This is a genomic window from Paenibacillus durus (assembly GCF_000756615.1).
In the GTDB taxonomy this organism is placed as follows: domain Bacteria; phylum Bacillota; class Bacilli; order Paenibacillales; family Paenibacillaceae; genus Paenibacillus_AQ; species Paenibacillus_AQ durus.
The window spans coordinates 5,284,174-5,299,302 of sequence record NZ_CP009288.1; the positions used below are offsets into that span (position 1 = coordinate 5,284,174).

At 49.1% G+C, this 15,129-nt stretch carries 30 protein-coding genes; all 30 read right to left on the reverse strand.

The window, feature by feature from the left end; genetic code table 11:
* Window positions 1-172: 172 nt before the first annotated feature.
* Entirely contained in the window at window positions 173-538 is a 366-nt protein-coding gene (gene rplQ / locus PDUR_RS23325; protein WP_025693044.1) for a 50S ribosomal protein L17, read from the reverse strand.
* Window positions 539-571: 33 nt separating this feature from the next.
* Window positions 572-1,516, reverse strand: a complete 945-nt coding sequence (locus tag PDUR_RS23330) for a DNA-directed RNA polymerase subunit alpha (RefSeq protein ID WP_025693043.1) — start codon at window positions 1,514-1,516, stop codon at window positions 572-574.
* A gap of 130 nt (window positions 1,517-1,646) precedes the next feature.
* A complete protein-coding gene (gene rpsK, locus PDUR_RS23335) occupies window positions 1,647-2,042 on the reverse strand; it encodes a 30S ribosomal protein S11 (protein WP_025693042.1) in 396 nt (131 codons plus the stop codon).
* A gap of 19 nt (window positions 2,043-2,061) precedes the next feature.
* Window positions 2,062-2,430 (reverse strand): 30S ribosomal protein S13, encoded by a 369-nt coding sequence (gene rpsM / locus PDUR_RS23340; RefSeq protein ID WP_025693041.1) that lies wholly within the window; start codon window positions 2,428-2,430, stop codon window positions 2,062-2,064.
* A gap of 20 nt (window positions 2,431-2,450) precedes the next feature.
* Window positions 2,451-2,564 carry a 50S ribosomal protein L36 gene (rpmJ, locus tag PDUR_RS23345; protein WP_003322638.1) on the reverse strand — a complete coding sequence of 38 codons (114 nt, stop codon included), beginning with the start codon at window positions 2,562-2,564 and terminating at the stop codon, window positions 2,451-2,453.
* Window positions 2,565-2,680: 116 nt separating this feature from the next.
* Window positions 2,681-2,896 carry a translation initiation factor IF-1 gene (gene infA / locus PDUR_RS23350; RefSeq protein ID WP_006212898.1) on the reverse strand — a complete coding sequence of 72 codons (216 nt, stop codon included), beginning with the start codon at window positions 2,894-2,896 and terminating at the stop codon, window positions 2,681-2,683.
* 2 nt (window positions 2,897-2,898) lie between these two features.
* Window positions 2,899-3,207, reverse strand: coding sequence for a KOW domain-containing RNA-binding protein (locus PDUR_RS23355; protein ID WP_042208389.1), 309 nt, complete (start codon window positions 3,205-3,207; stop codon window positions 2,899-2,901).
* Between the two features lie 10 nt (window positions 3,208-3,217).
* Window positions 3,218-3,970 carry a type I methionyl aminopeptidase gene (gene map, locus PDUR_RS23360; protein ID WP_042208390.1) on the reverse strand — a complete coding sequence of 251 codons (753 nt, stop codon included), beginning with the start codon at window positions 3,968-3,970 and terminating at the stop codon, window positions 3,218-3,220.
* Between the two features lie 4 nt (window positions 3,971-3,974).
* On the reverse strand, window positions 3,975-4,619 hold the full coding sequence (locus PDUR_RS23365; protein ID WP_025700278.1) for an adenylate kinase: 645 nt from the start codon (window positions 4,617-4,619) through the stop codon (window positions 3,975-3,977).
* A gap of 99 nt (window positions 4,620-4,718) precedes the next feature.
* Window positions 4,719-6,020, reverse strand: coding sequence for a preprotein translocase subunit SecY (secY, locus tag PDUR_RS23370; protein WP_042208391.1), 1,302 nt, complete (start codon window positions 6,018-6,020; stop codon window positions 4,719-4,721).
* Window positions 6,020-6,460: a 50S ribosomal protein L15 gene (gene rplO / locus PDUR_RS23375; RefSeq protein WP_025693036.1), complete on the reverse strand. Its 441-nt coding sequence runs from the start codon at window positions 6,458-6,460 to the stop codon at window positions 6,020-6,022. Before rplO ends, secY begins: the two co-directional genes overlap by 1 nt.
* A 41-nt stretch (window positions 6,461-6,501) precedes the next feature.
* Window positions 6,502-6,687, reverse strand: a complete 186-nt coding sequence (gene rpmD / locus PDUR_RS23380; protein WP_042208392.1) for a 50S ribosomal protein L30 — start codon at window positions 6,685-6,687, stop codon at window positions 6,502-6,504.
* Window positions 6,688-6,702: 15 nt separating this feature from the next.
* The gene (rpsE, locus tag PDUR_RS23385) at window positions 6,703-7,200 is read right to left on the reverse strand and encodes a 30S ribosomal protein S5 (protein ID WP_042208393.1); all 498 of its coding nucleotides are present in this window, start codon (window positions 7,198-7,200) and stop codon (window positions 6,703-6,705) included.
* 27 nt (window positions 7,201-7,227) lie between these two features.
* Window positions 7,228-7,596: a 50S ribosomal protein L18 gene (gene rplR / locus PDUR_RS23390; protein ID WP_042208394.1), complete on the reverse strand. Its 369-nt coding sequence runs from the start codon at window positions 7,594-7,596 to the stop codon at window positions 7,228-7,230.
* A gap of 85 nt (window positions 7,597-7,681) precedes the next feature.
* Entirely contained in the window at window positions 7,682-8,224 is a 543-nt protein-coding gene (rplF, locus tag PDUR_RS23395) for a 50S ribosomal protein L6 (protein WP_025336662.1), read from the reverse strand.
* Between the two features lie 31 nt (window positions 8,225-8,255).
* The gene (gene rpsH, locus PDUR_RS23400; protein WP_025694125.1) at window positions 8,256-8,654 is read right to left on the reverse strand and encodes a 30S ribosomal protein S8; all 399 of its coding nucleotides are present in this window, start codon (window positions 8,652-8,654) and stop codon (window positions 8,256-8,258) included.
* 33 nt (window positions 8,655-8,687) lie between these two features.
* A complete protein-coding gene (locus tag PDUR_RS28350; protein WP_036589425.1) occupies window positions 8,688-8,873 on the reverse strand; it encodes a type Z 30S ribosomal protein S14 in 186 nt (61 codons plus the stop codon).
* Window positions 8,874-8,922: 49 nt separating this feature from the next.
* Window positions 8,923-9,465: a 50S ribosomal protein L5 gene (rplE, locus tag PDUR_RS23405; RefSeq protein ID WP_036589430.1), complete on the reverse strand. Its 543-nt coding sequence runs from the start codon at window positions 9,463-9,465 to the stop codon at window positions 8,923-8,925.
* A gap of 31 nt (window positions 9,466-9,496) precedes the next feature.
* Complete coding sequence (rplX, locus tag PDUR_RS23410; protein WP_081754722.1) at window positions 9,497-9,850, reverse strand: 50S ribosomal protein L24; 354 nt, start codon at window positions 9,848-9,850, stop codon at window positions 9,497-9,499.
* 117 nt (window positions 9,851-9,967) lie between these two features.
* Window positions 9,968-10,336, reverse strand: a complete 369-nt coding sequence (gene rplN / locus PDUR_RS23415; RefSeq protein ID WP_019908234.1) for a 50S ribosomal protein L14 — start codon at window positions 10,334-10,336, stop codon at window positions 9,968-9,970.
* Window positions 10,337-10,375: 39 nt separating this feature from the next.
* Entirely contained in the window at window positions 10,376-10,642 is a 267-nt protein-coding gene (gene rpsQ / locus PDUR_RS23420; RefSeq protein ID WP_036589437.1) for a 30S ribosomal protein S17, read from the reverse strand.
* Between the two features lie 42 nt (window positions 10,643-10,684).
* Window positions 10,685-10,882: a 50S ribosomal protein L29 gene (gene rpmC, locus PDUR_RS23425; protein WP_025693031.1), complete on the reverse strand. Its 198-nt coding sequence runs from the start codon at window positions 10,880-10,882 to the stop codon at window positions 10,685-10,687.
* Entirely contained in the window at window positions 10,872-11,306 is a 435-nt protein-coding gene (gene rplP, locus PDUR_RS23430) for a 50S ribosomal protein L16 (RefSeq protein WP_025693030.1), read from the reverse strand. The genes rpmC and rplP overlap by 11 nt, the downstream gene beginning before the upstream one ends.
* A gap of 2 nt (window positions 11,307-11,308) precedes the next feature.
* Window positions 11,309-11,974 carry a 30S ribosomal protein S3 gene (gene rpsC, locus PDUR_RS23435; protein WP_025694127.1) on the reverse strand — a complete coding sequence of 222 codons (666 nt, stop codon included), beginning with the start codon at window positions 11,972-11,974 and terminating at the stop codon, window positions 11,309-11,311.
* A 13-nt stretch (window positions 11,975-11,987) separates the two neighbouring features.
* Window positions 11,988-12,320 carry a 50S ribosomal protein L22 gene (rplV, locus tag PDUR_RS23440; RefSeq protein WP_025693028.1) on the reverse strand — a complete coding sequence of 111 codons (333 nt, stop codon included), beginning with the start codon at window positions 12,318-12,320 and terminating at the stop codon, window positions 11,988-11,990.
* Between the two features lie 33 nt (window positions 12,321-12,353).
* Window positions 12,354-12,632 carry a 30S ribosomal protein S19 gene (gene rpsS, locus PDUR_RS23445; protein WP_025336671.1) on the reverse strand — a complete coding sequence of 93 codons (279 nt, stop codon included), beginning with the start codon at window positions 12,630-12,632 and terminating at the stop codon, window positions 12,354-12,356.
* Window positions 12,633-12,707: 75 nt separating this feature from the next.
* The gene (gene rplB / locus PDUR_RS23450) at window positions 12,708-13,538 is read right to left on the reverse strand and encodes a 50S ribosomal protein L2 (protein WP_042208395.1); all 831 of its coding nucleotides are present in this window, start codon (window positions 13,536-13,538) and stop codon (window positions 12,708-12,710) included.
* Window positions 13,539-13,566: 28 nt separating this feature from the next.
* Complete coding sequence (gene rplW, locus PDUR_RS23455; protein ID WP_025336673.1) at window positions 13,567-13,860, reverse strand: 50S ribosomal protein L23; 294 nt, start codon at window positions 13,858-13,860, stop codon at window positions 13,567-13,569.
* Complete coding sequence (gene rplD / locus PDUR_RS23460; protein WP_042208396.1) at window positions 13,860-14,483, reverse strand: 50S ribosomal protein L4; 624 nt, start codon at window positions 14,481-14,483, stop codon at window positions 13,860-13,862. The genes rplW and rplD overlap by 1 nt, the downstream gene beginning before the upstream one ends.
* A 25-nt stretch (window positions 14,484-14,508) precedes the next feature.
* Window positions 14,509-15,126, reverse strand: coding sequence for a 50S ribosomal protein L3 (rplC, locus tag PDUR_RS23465; protein WP_042208397.1), 618 nt, complete (start codon window positions 15,124-15,126; stop codon window positions 14,509-14,511).
* Window positions 15,127-15,129 lie beyond the last annotated feature (3 nt).

The following is a 15,129-nucleotide window of genomic DNA, read 5'->3' on the forward strand; positions in this document are numbered from 1 at the left end:
TGCAGATATCCGGTAGATCACGCCGTCGGTAGGAGCCGGGACATGACGCCGCCTCTCCTAAAGAAGAGCCGGGCCATATTCCACTGATACAATAACACGGATCATCCCCTACCCTTCTCCAATAAGAGATGAATAACAGGGGCAATCGGGAAATCAAGCTTGCTACTATTAACTAAGCACGGTCTACCAGTTCAAGGTAAACCATAGGTGCCGAGTCGCCGCGACGAGGTCCGAGCTTCAGGATACGAGTGTATCCGCCTGGACGTTCCGTATAGCGCGGTGCGATTTCAGCGAACAGTTTTTGGATTGCATCCTGCTCTCCGTCGGCAGTTTCGCGGCGTACGAATGCAGCTACTTGACGACGGGCATGCAGATCGCCCTTCTTCGCTTTCGTGATCAGTTTTTCGGCGATGGTACGAACTTCTTTAGCTTTCGCTTCCGTGGTTTGGATGCGCTCATATAAGAACAGGTCCGTTACCAAGTCGCGGAACAATGCTTTACGCGCACTGGAATCACGGCCCAACTTTTGGTATGCCATGTTTTTCCCTCCTCTACTTCGTCAATCTTACGCTTATTCTTCGGTACGAAGACCCAAACCGAGCTCTTCGAGCTTTTCTTGAACTTCTTCCAAAGATTTGCGGCCCAGGTTGCGGACCTTCATCATATCTTCTTCCGTTTTCGTAGTAAGCTCCTGCACCGTATTGATGCCGGCACGTTTGAGACAGTTGTAGGAACGAACCGAAAGATCCAGCTCTTCGATTGTCATCTCAAGCACTTTTTCTTTTTTGTCTTCTTCTTTTTCAACCATAATTTCGGCATCCTTCGCTTCATCCGTAAGACCTACGAACAAAACAAGATGCTCATTCAAAATTTTGGCTCCAAGGCTGACGGCCTCTTCCGGTCTGATGCTGCCATCTGTCCAGATTTCCATCGTCAACTTGTCGTAGTTGGTCACTTGACCGACGCGGGTGTTGTCGATTGTGTAATTCACACGGGAAATCGGAGTGTAGATGGAATCTACCGGAATGACACCGATCGGCTGGTCTTCGCGCTTGTTACGGTCCGCTTGGACATAGCCGCGACCCCGGCCTGCAAAAATACGCATGTGAAGTCTCGCGCCAGGTCCCAGCGTTGCAATATGAAGGTCCGGGTTAAGGATCTCAACATCGCTGTCCGCACGGATGTCACCTGCGGTTACGACGCCTTCCCCTTCAGCATCAATCTCGAACACTTTCTCTTCGTCTGAATGAATCTTCAGGGAAAGAGCTTTGAGGTTCAAAATGATTTCGGTCACGTCTTCCATTACGCCGGGAACGGTGGAGAACTCATGCAGAACGCCGTCAATTTGGACCGAGGTCACTGCGGCTCCCGGAAGGGAGGACAGCAGGATCCGGCGAAGCGAATTCCCCAGAGTCGTGCCATATCCACGTTCCAGCGGTTCTACTACGAATTTCCCATAGGTTCCTTCATCATTAGCTTCTACGGTCTCAATCTTCGGCTTTTCGATTTCTATCACGAGTGTAACCCTCCTTCAACGTCGCTCCTATATGAAACTGTCACCCCATCAGGTGTATCATGTAGTATGCCTAAACAACCATTATTAGCAGATGGTGCCGGATTTATACCACATTTACATCGCTGATTCACTATACGCGGCGACGTTTCGGCGGACGGCATCCATTGTGCGGAACCGGAGTGACGTCTTTAATGAGGTTAACTTCAAGGCCTGCGGCTTGAAGGGAACGGATGGCTGCTTCGCGGCCCGCGCCCGGTCCTTTAACCATAACTTCAACATTCTTCATGCCGTGCTCCATAGCTGCCTTAGCTGCAACTTCTGCTGCCATTTGGGCTGCGAACGGAGTCGACTTACGGGAACCTTTAAATCCTTGGCCGCCGGAGCTTGCCCAGGAAATAGCGTTGCCGTGAGGATCCGTGATGGTAACGATGGTATTGTTGAACGTGGAACGGATATGTGCCACGCCGGATTCGATATTTTTACGGTCGCGACGTTTCGTACGTACGACTTTTTTCGGTTTAGCCATTGTCTCTTATCCCCCCTTATTATTTCTTCTTGTTTGCTACCGTACGACGCGGGCCTTTCCGGGTACGGGCATTCGTCTTGGTACGTTGACCGCGAACCGGCAAACCGCGACGGTGACGAACACCGCGATAGCAGCCAATCTCGGTAAGACGTTTAATATTCAAGGAAATTTCACGACGCAGGTCGCCTTCCACTTTGACCGATTTGTCGATCGTTTCACGTAGTTTGCTGACTTCATCTTCCGTCAAATCACGGACACGTGTATTAACATCGATCCCTGTTTCTTTAAGAATTTTCTGGGAAGTCGTTCTACCGATTCCGAAAATATAAGTCAAGGCGATCTCAACGCGTTTGTCACGTGGTAAATCCACACCAGCTATACGAGCCATTTTACGCTACACCCCCTTCTTTAACCTTGTTTTTGTTTGTGCTTCGGATTTTCACAAATTACCATTACAGTCCCTTTGCGGCGGATGACTTTGCATTTCTCGCAAATGGGCTTTACAGAAGGTCTTACCTTCATGCTTATTACCTCCTCAAAGTTTTACGCAGTAAAACTAGGTTCGAAAACGCCCGTCAGTTTTACAGGTAGTAAAACTGGCTTCAAAAGCATACGTGCATGCTCTGCATAAAGCAGATCTATTTACGGTAAGTTATACGACCTTTAGTTAAATCATAAGGCGATAACTGTACGACCACTTTGTCACCGGTCAAAATACGGATAAAGTGCATCCGCAGCTTACCGGATACGTGGGCAAGAATCTGATGACCGTTCTCCAGCTCAACCTTAAACGTTGCATTCGGTAACGGTTCAATGACGGTGCCTTCCACCTCAATGACATCTTCTTTGGCCACAGCTATTCTCCTTTCTTCATAGCGCTTATTCCGGCGGAACGCACATAATTCATCACTGCATAACGCAGCTTTCCATTTGTTACCCGGCCGGTTTCATTCAGACTGTTCACAACCTCGCTGCTGACGACCGGAGTGAACTCCAGATGAAGAATGTTCTTCTTCTTCGGTCCGTCAAACTTGCGTTTGTCTCCGTCCGCAATATACACAAACCTGCTGTCCACAACAGCGATGACCACGGCAATCTCTCCGGCTTCCTTGCCTTTGAGTATTTTCACCAATTGACCGACCTGCGGGCTGCTCTCGGCATTCAACAAAGATCACCTACGCATTCAGTTTCGTGAAAATTTCCATGCCTTCAGGCGTAACCGCCACCGTATGCTCAAAGTGAGCGCACAGCGAACCGTCCACCGTCACGACCGTCCAGTTATCTTCCAGCGTTCGGACATAACGTTTGCCCGCATTGACCATCGGCTCGATGGCGAGCACCATGCCTGCCTTAAGCCGCGGACCGCGGTCAGCAATGCCGTAGTTCGGAATTTGCGGTTCTTCATGCAGTTCTGCCCCAACACCATGCCCAACATACTCGCGAACCACCGAGAATCCGGCTTCTTCGATATATTTTTGAATAGCGTGGGAGATTGTAAACAGGCGCACATCCGGCTTAATCAGCTCAAGGCCTGCATACAGGGAGCCCTCTGTCACATCCAAGAGCCGCTGGGCTTCTTCGGATATGCTGCCTACCCCATAGGTCCAGGCGGAATCGCCGTGATATCCCTTGTACTGCGCTCCAATGTCCAGCGATACGATATCGCCTTCCACCAGTTTGCGTTTGCCGGGAAATCCATGCACCAACTGATCGTTGACTGAAGCGCAAATGCTGGCAGGAAAACCATTGTAGCCTTTGAATGACGGCACAGCACCTTGACTGCGAATGTATTGATCGGCGATTCTATCGAGTTCTCCGGTCGTAATCCCAGGCTCGATGGCCTGTGCCATGAGACGGTGAGTCTCGGCAACAATTCGTCCCGCTTCTCTCATAAAGGCAAGTTCCTGTTCGGACTTACATATGATCATTACACTAACCTCGCAGTAAAGATACAATTTCGGCAGAAACGACATCGATTTCGTTTTCCCCGTTTACCTGACGCAAAAGACCTTTATTCTCGTAAAAGTGAAGCAGCGGCGCCGTCTTGTTGTCGTACTCATCCAATCGCTTGCCAACACTTTCTTCATTGTCATCCGGACGCTGATACAACTCGCCGCCATCGATGTCGCAGATGCCTTCCTGTTTCGGCGGGTTGAAAATCAAGTGATACGATGCACCGCATACCTTACAAATCCGTCGTCCGGTCAGACGGGCCAGAAGCAATCCGCGATCCACGTTCAAATTAATAACATGATCCAGTGAAGTATTCATGCGGGCAAGAAGCTCATCCAGCGCTTCCGCTTGCGAAAGAGTTCTTGGAAAGCCGTCCAATAAAAAACCTTTTTCGCAATCGGACTGCTGCAGCCGCTCTTCCACAATTCCAATCGTTACATCATCTGGTACAAGCAAGCCTTGGTCGATAAAGGATTTGGCTTTCAGACCGACTGGAGTTCCCTGCTTAATCGCGAGACGAAAAGCATCGCCCGTCGAGATATGGGGTATGTCCAGCTCCTTTACAATAACGGCAGCTTGTGTTCCCTTACCTGCCCCAGGCGGGCCCATGAAAAGGATATTCACCTTACGTCTCTCCCCTTTAGCTGAATCGCCACCAGGCAAGAAACAGCACAATAGGCGCCGGGAAGTCTATAAATGAGCTGCTTCACCGGAACCTATCGCCTATTTGTTAATGAAGCCTTTGTAATGGCGTTTAATCAATTGGCTCTCGATCTGCTTCATCGTATCCAATGCCACACCGATTACGATCAGCAGTGCTGTACCACCGATCTGCACCGACCTCGGCAAACCGGACAAAGAACCGAAGAATACCGGCATTATGGAGATCAAAGCCAGGAACAGCGCACCGGACATCGTCAGGCGTGACATTACCCGGGTTAAATACTTCTCCGTAGCTTTGCCTGGACGAATACCTGGAATGTATCCGCCATTCTTCTTCATGTTGTCAGCCATTTGCTGCGGGTTCATCTGGACGAACGTGTAGAAGAACGTAAATCCGATGATCATGATCACATAGAGGACCATACCGAGCGGTTCGGATATCAAGAGGTTGTGGGAAACCCACTGTGCCCAGGCATGTGTCGACCAGAAGTTGGCGAGGACAACCGGAAATTGAAGCAGCGACACGGCGAAGATAACCGGAATTACGCCCGCCGCATTGATTTTAAGCGGAATGTGCGTATTTTGTCCACCATACATTTTGTTTCCGACCACGCGTTTGGCATATTGTACGGGGATCTTCCGAATTCCTTGCTGTACGAAGATAACGCCCGTGATAATTGCCACAACCACGATAGCAATGACCACGACTTTAAGAATATTCAGGAAAGTCTGCCCCGGCTGGATAAAACTCGATTGCGCCGTTGCCGTAAAATATCCCGGAATGCCTGCGACGATTCCCGCAAAAATCAGGATCGAAATCCCGTTTCCGATACCCCGCTCAGTAATCTGTTCACCAAGCCACATCAGAAATGAAGTACCTGCCGTCAAAATAATTGCCACGAGCAGATAGTCGGCGATCGTTGCATTCGGCATCATTTGCGTACCATACATTCGGTTAAAACCGATAGAGGTTGCAAAACCCTGAATCAAAGCCAACACTACCGTACCGTAACGGGTAATTTGCGCCAGCTGTTTCTTACCGTGTTCGCCCTGCTTTGCCCATTCGGCAAATTTCGGCACTACATCCATCGACAAAAGCTGCACGATGATGGATGCGGTAATGTACGGGTAAATGCTAATCGCAAAAATGGAGAAGTTTTTAAGCGCTCCGCCCGAAAACGTGTTGAACAAGTTCATCAAGCCGTTTCCAGCCTCGTTGCCGGCCGATTCAAAAACCGTTTTGTCCACACCGGGAACCGGTACAAACGAACCGATGCGGTAGATGATAAATACAAACAGGGTAAACAGGATTTTTTTGCGCAAATCTTCAACATGCCATATATTCTTAAGCGTCTTAAACATTAGATCACCTCGGTTTTACCGCCGGCAGCCTCGATTTTCTCTACCGCAGATTGAGAGAACTTGTTTGCTTGAACTGTAAGTTTTACAGTGATTTCTCCATTGCCGAGAATTTTGATACCGCTCTTCGCGTTCTTTACAACGCCTGTTTCGAGCAGCAGTTGAGGCGTAACTTCCGTTCCTTCTGCAAAGCTGTTCAGTTCCTCCAGGTTCACAATCGCATACTCTTTACGGGTAGGATTGACGAATCCACGCTTAGGCAGACGACGATAGAGTGGGTTTTGTCCACCCTCGAAGCCCGGACGAACACCACCGCCGGAACGAGAGTTTTGACCTTTATGACCACGGCCGGATGTTTTACCGTTACCGCTGGAAGTACCGCGACCTACACGGTTGCGTTCTTTACGGGATCCTGGTGCCGGAGCGAGTTCATGTAACTTCATCGTTTGCACCTCCTTATGTCTATTAATGGGTAAAAGGCAACTTAGCCTTCAATTTCAGTTACGGATACGAGATGGCTCACTTGTTTGATCATTCCGCGAATTGCAGGATTATCGTTGTGAACCACAGACGAATTGAGTTTACGCAGGCCTAGCGTCTTAACGGTCACACGTTGTGTTTCCGGACGTCCGATCAAGCTGCGAACGAGGGTAATTTGCAATTTAGCCATTGACGTTCCCCCTCCTTAACCACGAAGCTCTTCGATAGATTTGCCGCGAAGTTTCGCGACCTCTTCAATGCGTTTCAGACGGGACAATCCCTCCAAAGTTGCATTGACCATATTCATGGAGTTCGAAGAACCTAAAGATTTTGTCAGAATATCGCCTACGCCAGCCAGTTCCAATACCGCACGAACAGGTCCGCCAGCGATAACGCCAGTACCTTGCGATGCCGGTTTCAGCAATACGCGTCCAGCGCCGAAATGTCCGTTAACCAAGTGTGGAATCGTCGTTCCGACGAGTGGAACGTGGATCAGGTTTTTCTTGGCGTCTTCGATGCCTTTACGGATCGCATCCGGAACTTCGCCGGCTTTACCGATACCCGCACCGACATAGCCTTTGCCGTCGCCGACAACAACCAGTGCGCTGAAGCTGAAACGGCGTCCGCCTTTTACAACTTTAGCAACACGGTTAATGTGAACAACTCTTTCTGTCAGCTCTAAAGTGTTTGGATCTACACGCAAGTCGTTAACCTCCTTTTAAGAATGTTTCTAGAATTCAAGACCAACTTCACGGGCTGCATCAGCAAGCGCTTGAATCCGTCCATGATACAGGTAGCCTCCACGGTCGAATACCACAGCGGTATGTCCTTTTGCTTTGGCGCGCTCGGCAACCAGTTGGCCGACTTTGCTTGCAGCTTCAACGCTGCCGCCATTACCGATAGAATCTTTCAATTCTTTATCGAGCGTCGATGCGGATACGATCGTTACGCCTTTAACATCGTCGATCAGTTGAGCATAAATGTGTTTGGAAGAACGGAACACATTCAGGCGAGGGCGTTCGGTAGTACCTTCGATTTTCTTACGTACACGCAGGTGTCTTTTGACACGAGCTTTATTTTTGTCCTCTTTTGTAATCATGACTTTCTTTTCACTCCCTTCAGTTTGCCTTAAGGCAGCTTCACGTTAAGACGCAATAAGCATCTTAGAATCAAGGACAGCCGGCTTATTTCTTCTTACCGGCTTTACCTTCTTTACGGATAATGCGTTCGCCCTCATATTTAATCCCTTTGCCCTTGTATGGCTCAGGTTCGCGTACGGAACGAATCTTCGCGGCGTAGGCGCCTACGCGTTCTTTGTCGATGCCTTTAACGATGATTTTCGTGTTGGCAGGAACTTCGAACTCGATGCCCGGTTCCGGAGTGATCTCAACCGGATGGGAGTAGCCGACGTTCAGAACGATTTTATCTCCGGATTTGTTTGCACGATATCCGACCCCAACCAGTTCCAGAGATTTGGAGAATCCTTCGGTCACGCCGCTTACCATGTTGTTGACAACGGAGCGGGTCGTGCCGTGAAGAGAGCGATGCAGTTTGTTGTCCGAAGGACGAACAACAAGAATTTCGTTATTTTCAACCGTAACCTTCATATCCTTGTGAAGTTCACGAGTCAAAGTACCTTTAGGACCTTTAACGGTGATGACAGTGTTGTTAACCGTCACGTCTACACCGCTAGGCACTGTGATTGGTTTGCGACCAATACGAGACATGTGTGTTGCACCTCCTTATCTTGTGACGTGATTACCAAACGTAGGCGAGAACTTCGCCGCCGGATTTTGCTTGACGAGCTTCTTTATCGGTCATAACTCCCTTGGAAGTGGAGATAATCGCGATACCCAGTCCGCCGAGTACACGTGGAACCTCGTTGCTCTTTGTGTACACGCGCAGGCCTGGCTTACTGATTCTTTTCAGACCGGTAATAACACGTTCTTGTTGCGGACCGTACTTCAGGAAAATACGGATAAGCCCTTGTTTGTTATCTTCAACAAATTCCGCATCACGGATGAAGCCTTCACGCTTCAGGATATCGGCGATTTGTTTTTTCAATGTCGAAGCAGGCAGCTCTACGGTTTCGTGACGCACGATGTTGGCGTTACGAATACGAGTAAGCATATCTGCGATAGGATCAGACATAGTCATTTGGTGTAAACCTCCTTCCCGTATATAAACTTCTTACCAGCTTGCTTTTTTCACGCCAGGAATCTGGCCTTTATAAGCTAATTCACGGAAACAAATTCTGCAAATTTTGAACTTTTGCAGTACCGAATGTGGACGACCGCAACGCTCGCAACGTGTGTATGCACGCACTTTGAATTTCGGCTCGCGTTGTTGTTTAACTTTCATCGAAGTTTTTGCCACTTTAGCCTGACACCTCCTAAACAGTTTCGGAGAATTGGACGACCGAACCTTACTTCGCGAAAGGCATTCCCAGTTGAGCCAGCAGCTCGCGGGATTCCTCATCCGTCTTTGCCGTCGTTACGATTACAATATCCATACCGCGGACTTTGTCCACCTTGTCATATTCGATCTCAGGGAAAATCAATTGCTCTTTCAGACCCAGTGTGTAGTTGCCGCGGCCGTCGAAAGCTTTGGTCGATACACCGTGGAAGTCACGAACGCGCGGAAGCGTTACGTTGAACAATTTATCCAGGAAGTAGTACATGCGTTCACCGCGAAGGGTTACCTTAACGCCGATCGGCATGTTCTCGCGCAGTTTGAAGCCGGCGATAGACTTCTTGGCTTTCGTGATTACCGGTTTTTGACCGGCGATCAGCTGCATATCGTTCACAGCGGAATCAAGTACCTTCGAGTTTTGCACGGCGTCGCCTACGCCCATGTTGATAACAACCTTCTCGATTTTCGGCACTTGCATAACCGTTTTATAGTTAAACTTCTGAATCAGAGCCGGCGTAATCTCGTTCAGAAAACGTTCTTTCATTCTTGCTGCCATGAAGAGTTAACCTCCTTTCTTAAGCGATATATTAGTCGATGATCTCTCCGGATCTTTTCGCTACGCGAACCTTCTTGCCGTTGTCCAGCACTTTATAACCGATACGGGTTACTTTGCCGCTCTTCGGATCGATGTGCATAACGTTGGATACGTGGATCGCAGCTTCCTGCTCGATGATGCCGCCTTGCGGATTTAGCTGGTTAGGCTTCTGGTGCTTCTTCACCATATTCACGCCTTCTACCAGTACGCGGTTTTTACGCGGATAAGCAGCGATGACGCGACCCTTCTTGCCTTTATCTTTTCCGCTGATCACCATAACCACATCGTCTTTTTTCACGTGCAGTTTGTTGTTATGGGATTCCAGAACTTTTTTCACTCTAGGCATTTGTTACACCTCCTATGACTAGCCTTTGCAAGCATGATTATAAACGTTCTCTATCGGGACCCCCGAAAAGTACCCGGTATCAGCTTCGGAGCTTCTCGTCACTTTTTGGGGAGTTTATTAGATAACTTCCGGTGCCAAGGAAACGATCTTCATGTAATCCTTGTCGCGAAGTTCGCGGGCAACTGGTCCGAAAATACGTGTTCCGCGCGGGCTTCTGTCGTCTTTTACAACAACTGCTGCGTTTTCGTCAAATGCGATGTAAGATCCGTCCTTACGGCGTACAGAGCGCTTCGTGCGCACAACTACCGCTTTTACTACATCACCTTTTTTGACAACGCCGCCTGGTGTTGCTTGTTTTACCGAGCAAACGATCAGATCGCCGATAGCTGCCGTCCGACGGCCAGTACCGCCCAATACGCGGATACACATCAGTTCCTTCGCACCGGAGTTGTCAGCTACATGCAAACGTGTAAATGGTTGAATCATTAATATTTCCTCCTTTCGGACAAACTGTCATGTGACGCATTAGATGATAACCGCTTTTTCCACCACTTCAACCAGTCTCCAGCGTTTGTCTTTGGAGAGCGGACGAGTTTCCATGATTTTTACAGTATCGCCGATTTGGGCGGTATTGTTCTCATCATGCGCTTTGAATTTCTTGGTGTATTTGATGCGCTTGTGGTACAGATTATGCTTTTTGTAAGTTTCAACGGCAACTACGATCGTTTTGTCCATTTTGTCGCTGACAACTTTACCGATTTGCACTTTGCGCGCGTTGCGTTCTTCGCTCATAATTAGCCTCCTTCCTGATGCGGATCATTCCATCCGTTTCACTTAGCTGATCCCAAGTACTCTCTCATGGATAACGGTTTTAGCACGAGCTATTTCTCTACGCACATCACGAATCCGAGTCGGGTTGTCCAGTTGGCCTGTTGCCAGTTGAAAACGCAGATTAAAAAGCTCTTCTTTGAAGCCAGCAATCTTTTGTTCAATCTCGGCAGTGGTCAAGTTGCGAAGTTCATTAGCTTTCATTTGCTTCACCACCCAATTCTTCACGTTTCACAAACTTAGTCTTAACTGGCAGCTTGTGAGAGGCAAGACGCATCGCTTCACGAGCGATTTCTTCCGACACGCCTCCGAGTTCGAACATAATCTTGCCCGGTTTAACTACGGCTACCCATTTCTCAACGTTACCTTTACCGCTACCCATCCGAACCTCGAGAGGCTTTTGAGTAATCGGCTTGTCAGGGAAAATCTTGATCCATACTTTACCGCCCCGTTTGATGTAACGGGTCATCGCGATACGAGCCGCTTCGATTTGACGGTTAGTGATCCAAGATGGCTCCAGAGCTTGCAGACCGAATTCGCCGAAGTTCAGTTCGGTGCCGCCTTTTGCCAGGCCCTTCATGTGACCGCGTTGTTGTTTGCGGTGCTTAACACGTTTTGGTACCAACATGATTAGTTGCCTCCTTCCTTAGCAGCTTGTTTCTTAGCCGTAGGAAGTACCTCTCCACGATAGATCCATACTTTTACGCCGATCCGGCCGTAAGTTGTATGAGCTTCAGCCGTTCCGTAGTCGATATCGGCACGAAGCGTATGAAGTGGAACTGTTCCTTCGCTATAGCCTTCCGTACGAGCGATCTCGGCGCCGCCAAGACGTCCGCTAACAGAAGTTTTAATCCCTTTTGCACCGGAACGCATTGTTCTTTGGATAGCCTGCTTAAGCGCACGACGGAACGATACGCGACGTTCCAGCTGTTGTGCGATGCTCTCGGCAACCAGAATAGCGTCCAGCTCAGGGTGTTTGATTTCATTGATATTGATGTGCACTTTTTTGCCGCCGGCGATTTGTGTAACCGCGCTGCGAAGCACTTCAACTTCAGCGCCGCCCTTGCCAATAACCATACCCGGTTTGGCAGTATGAATTGTAACGTTCACGCGGCTAGCCGCTCTTTCAATTTCAATACGGGAAACAGCGGAATCTTTCAGCTTGCCTTTGAGGTATTCCCGAATTTTGACGTCTTCCAGAAGAAGTGTTCCGAAATCTTTGCCTGCATACCATTTGGATTCCCAGTCACGAATAATCCCGATCCGGAGTCCGACTGGATTTACCTTTTGACCCACACGTTATCCCTCCTTATTTCTCAGATACCACCAAAGTAATGTGGCTGGTGCGTTTGTTGATCCGGCTGGCGCGACCCATCGCGCGCGGACGGAACCGTTTCATCGTTGGACCTTGGTTAACGAAAACTTCGCTAATAAACAAGTTGTTTACGTCCATAGAATAGTTGTGCTCGGCATTGGCGATCGCCGAGTTCAGCAGCTTTTCAACTACCGGGGAAGCGGATTTCGGAGTGTGGCGAAGGATGGCGATTGCCTCTCCCACCTGCTTGCCGCGAATCAAGTCAACAACCAGTTTCGCTTTACGAGCGGAAATCCGCACCGATCTTGCATGCGCTTTTGCTTGCATTGTTTTCCCTCCTCTCGAACAGAGAACCTGTTATTATCTTCTCGTCTTCTTATCGTCACCCGCGTGGCCTTTGTAAGTACGCGTCGGCGCGAACTCGCCCAACTTGTGACCTACCATATCTTCCGTTACGTATACAGGCACGTGTTTACGGCCGTCATACACACCAAACGTATGTCCGATAAATTGAGGGAAAATGGTTGAGCGGCGGGACCAAGTTTTGATGACTACTTTTTTGCCCGAAACGTTCAAGTCTTCAACTTTTTTCAGCAGGTAGCCGTCGATAAAAGGCCCCTTCTTCAAACTGCGACTCATGTATGAATCCTCCCTTCATCAAATGTTCAAGCCGCGATTTGACGCTTCGCGGGTTCAAGCTTGCCTTGAAGCGTCTTATTTCGTGCGGCGACGAATGATATATTTATCAGAAGCTTTGTTTTTCTTACGCGTTTTGTATCCAAGAGTCGGTTTGCCCCAAGGAGACAATGGCGATTTACGTCCGATCGGAGCGCGTCCTTCACCACCACCGTGAGGGTGATCATTCGGGTTCATAACAACACCGCGAACTTCAGGACGTTGACCCAGCCAACGGCTACGGCCGGCTTTACCGATCTTGATCAGTTCGTGGTCTTCATTGCCAACCGAACCGATTGTAGCGCGGCATACGCTCAGAATTCTGCGAACTTCACCGGAAGAGAGACGCACGGAAACGTACTTGTCTTCTTTACCGAGCAACTGCGCTTCCGTACCAGCTGCGCGAACCAATTGGCCGCCCTTGCCAGGCTTCAGCTCGATGTTGTGGATAACCGTACCCACTGGAATGTTAGCCAGGGGAAGAGTGTTGCCGATTTTGATGTCCGCTGCAGGACCGGACTCGATCTTATCCCCAACTTTCAGACCTTTAGGAGCGATGATGTAACGTTTCTCTCCGTCAGCGTAGTGAATCAGGGCAATATTGGATGTGCGGTTCGGATCATACTCAATCGTAGCAACGCTGCCTGGTATGCCGTCTTTCGTCCGCTTAAAGTCGATGATACGGTATTTACGCTTATGTCCGCCGCCGTGGTGACGAACCGTAATTTTACCTTGGTTGTTGCGGCCCGCTTTTTTGCTCAGCGGCGCCAGCAGCGATTTCTCAGGCTGGTTTGTTGTGATTTCTTCAAACGTAGACACGGACATTCCGCGTCTTGCCGGAGAAGTCGGTTTGTACTTTTTGATTGGCACTATGTTTCCCTCCTTGCTTTACAGGATATTATTCTACCGCTTCAAAGAACTCAAGCGGCTTGCTGTCCGGGCTGAGCTTCACGATGGCTTTCTTCCATTCCGGAGTGTAGCCGGAGTAGCGTCCATAACGTTTCAGCTTTCCAGGCACGCGCAGTGTGTTCACAGCAACGACTTTCACTTTAAAGATGGCCTCTACAGCCTGCTTGATTTCGGTCTTGTTGGCACGAATGTCCACTTCAAAAGCATATTTCAAATCGCTCATGTAGTCGGATGTACGTTCCGTAATCACCGGACGTTTGATGATATCGCGAGGATCTTTCATTACGCGAACACCTCCTCTACCTTAGAAACTGCATCTTTGGTGATGATCAGTTTGTCGTGCGTCAGCACGTCAAGAACATTGATGCCATCAGCCGCTACAAACTTCACCCCAGGGATGTTGCGAGCGGACAGAGCCACATTGTCGTCATAGCTAGGAGCTACGATCAGTGCTTTTTGAGCTACTTTCAGGTTGTTCAGAATGGCTACGAATTCTTTCGTCTTCGGAGCATTCAGAGTCAGGCTATCCAGCACGATGATGTTGCTCTCGATAACCTTCGAGGACAGAGCGGATTTGATCGCCAGACGACGAACCTTTCTAGGCAGTTTCCAGGAATAACTGCGAGGAGTCGGTCCGAAGACAACGCCGCCGCCTTTCCATTGTGGAGAACGAATCGAACCTTGACGAGCGCGACCTGTGCCTTTTTGTTTCCAAGGCTTGCGTCCGCCGCCACGAACTTCGGAACGTCCTTTAACTTTGTGTGTACCACGGCGCAGGGAAGCTCTTTGCAGAAGAACCGCTTCATTCAGCACGTGAGTGTTCGGCTCGATACCGAAAATCGCGTCGCTCAGTTCAACTTCACCAACTTCGTTACCGCTGATATTGAAAAGTGTTACTTTTGGCATTTCATGTTCCTCCTTTCTTCAAAAGTTATTTTTTAACGGTTTCTTTAACTTTCACGAAGCTGTTCTTAGGTCCCGGAATGGAGCCTTTTACCAGCAATACATTGCGCTCTACGTCTACTTTGATGATTTCAAGCTTTTGAATCGTTACCGTATCATGACCCATATGTCCTGGCAGGCGTTTGCCCTTAGGAACGCGGTTAGCTTGGATGGAACCCATCGAACCCGGTCTTCTGTGATAGCGGGAACCGTGAGCCATTGGTCCGCGGCTTTGTCCCCAGCGTTTGATAACGCCTTGGAAGCCTTTACCCTTGGAAATTCCGGTTACGTCAACAAATTCGCCTTCTGCGAAGACATCAGCCTTCAGCTCTTGTCCAACCTCGAGTGCCCCGAGGTCAACACCGCGAATTTCGCGAACGTAGCGCTTAGGTGTTGCATTTGCCTTCTGGGCGTGACCTTGTTCAGGCTTGTTGGTGTTTTTCTTATCGGAAAAGCCCAACTGCACTGCTTCATACCCGTCGGTATTGAGGTCTTTCTTTTGCAGTACCACACAAGGACCCGCTTCGATAACCGTAACCGCGATTACGTTACCTTCAGGAGTAAACACTTGAGTCATACCGAGTTTTTTTCCTAAGATACCTTTCATGTT

Coding starts and splice junctions, on each gene's coding strand:
- rplF (WP_025336662.1), bottom strand. CDS start 8,224: ATGTCTCGTATTGGTCGCAAACCAATCACAGTGCCTAGCGGTGTAGAC.
- rplD (WP_042208396.1), bottom strand. CDS start 14,483: ATGCCAAAAGTAACACTTTTCAATATCAGCGGTAACGAAGTTGGTGAA.
- rpsH (WP_025694125.1), bottom strand. CDS start 8,654: ATGACTATGTCTGATCCTATCGCAGATATGCTTACTCGTATTCGTAAC.
- rplN (WP_019908234.1), bottom strand. CDS start 10,336: ATGATTCAACCATTTACACGTTTGCATGTAGCTGACAACTCCGGTGCG.
- rplR (WP_042208394.1), bottom strand. CDS start 7,596: ATGATTACAAAAGAGGACAAAAATAAAGCTCGTGTCAAAAGACACCTG.
- rplW (WP_025336673.1), bottom strand. CDS start 13,860: ATGAAAGATCCTCGCGATATCATCAAACGTCCGGTGATTACGGAACGT.
- rplE (WP_036589430.1), bottom strand. CDS start 9,465: ATGGCAGCAAGAATGAAAGAACGTTTTCTGAACGAGATTACGCCGGCT.
- rplV (WP_025693028.1), bottom strand. CDS start 12,320: ATGCAAGCAAAAGCGCATGCAAGATCGGTGCGGATTTCCGCTCGTAAA.
- rpmJ (WP_003322638.1), bottom strand. CDS start 2,564: ATGAAGGTAAGACCTTCTGTAAAGCCCATTTGCGAGAAATGCAAAGTC.
- rpsM (WP_025693041.1), bottom strand. CDS start 2,430: ATGGCTCGTATAGCTGGTGTGGATTTACCACGTGACAAACGCGTTGAG.
- rpmD (WP_042208392.1), bottom strand. CDS start 6,687: ATGGCTAAATTGCAAATTACCCTCGTTCGCAGCTTGATCGGACGTCCG.
- rplX (WP_081754722.1), bottom strand. CDS start 9,850: ATGCCTAGAGTGAAAAAAGTTCTGGAATCCCATAACAACAAACTGCAC.
- rpsQ (WP_036589437.1), bottom strand. CDS start 10,642: ATGAGCGAAGAACGCAACGCGCGCAAAGTGCAAATCGGTAAAGTTGTC.
- rpmC (WP_025693031.1), bottom strand. CDS start 10,882: ATGAAAGCTAATGAACTTCGCAACTTGACCACTGCCGAGATTGAACAA.
- rplQ (WP_025693044.1), bottom strand. CDS start 538: ATGGCATACCAAAAGTTGGGCCGTGATTCCAGTGCGCGTAAAGCATTG.
- rplC (WP_042208397.1), bottom strand. CDS start 15,126: ATGAAAGGTATCTTAGGAAAAAAACTCGGTATGACTCAAGTGTTTACT.
- rpsS (WP_025336671.1), bottom strand. CDS start 12,632: ATGAGTCGCAGTTTGAAGAAGGGGCCTTTTATCGACGGCTACCTGCTG.
- secY (WP_042208391.1), bottom strand. CDS start 6,020: ATGTTTAAGACGCTTAAGAATATATGGCATGTTGAAGATTTGCGCAAA.
- rplP (WP_025693030.1), bottom strand. CDS start 11,306: ATGTTGGTACCAAAACGTGTTAAGCACCGCAAACAACAACGCGGTCAC.
- map (WP_042208390.1), bottom strand. CDS start 3,970: ATGATCATATGTAAGTCCGAACAGGAACTTGCCTTTATGAGAGAAGCG.
- rplO (WP_025693036.1), bottom strand. CDS start 6,460: ATGAAGTTACATGAACTCGCTCCGGCACCAGGATCCCGTAAAGAACGC.
- rpsK (WP_025693042.1), bottom strand. CDS start 2,042: ATGGCTAAACCGAAAAAAGTCGTACGTACGAAACGTCGCGACCGTAAA.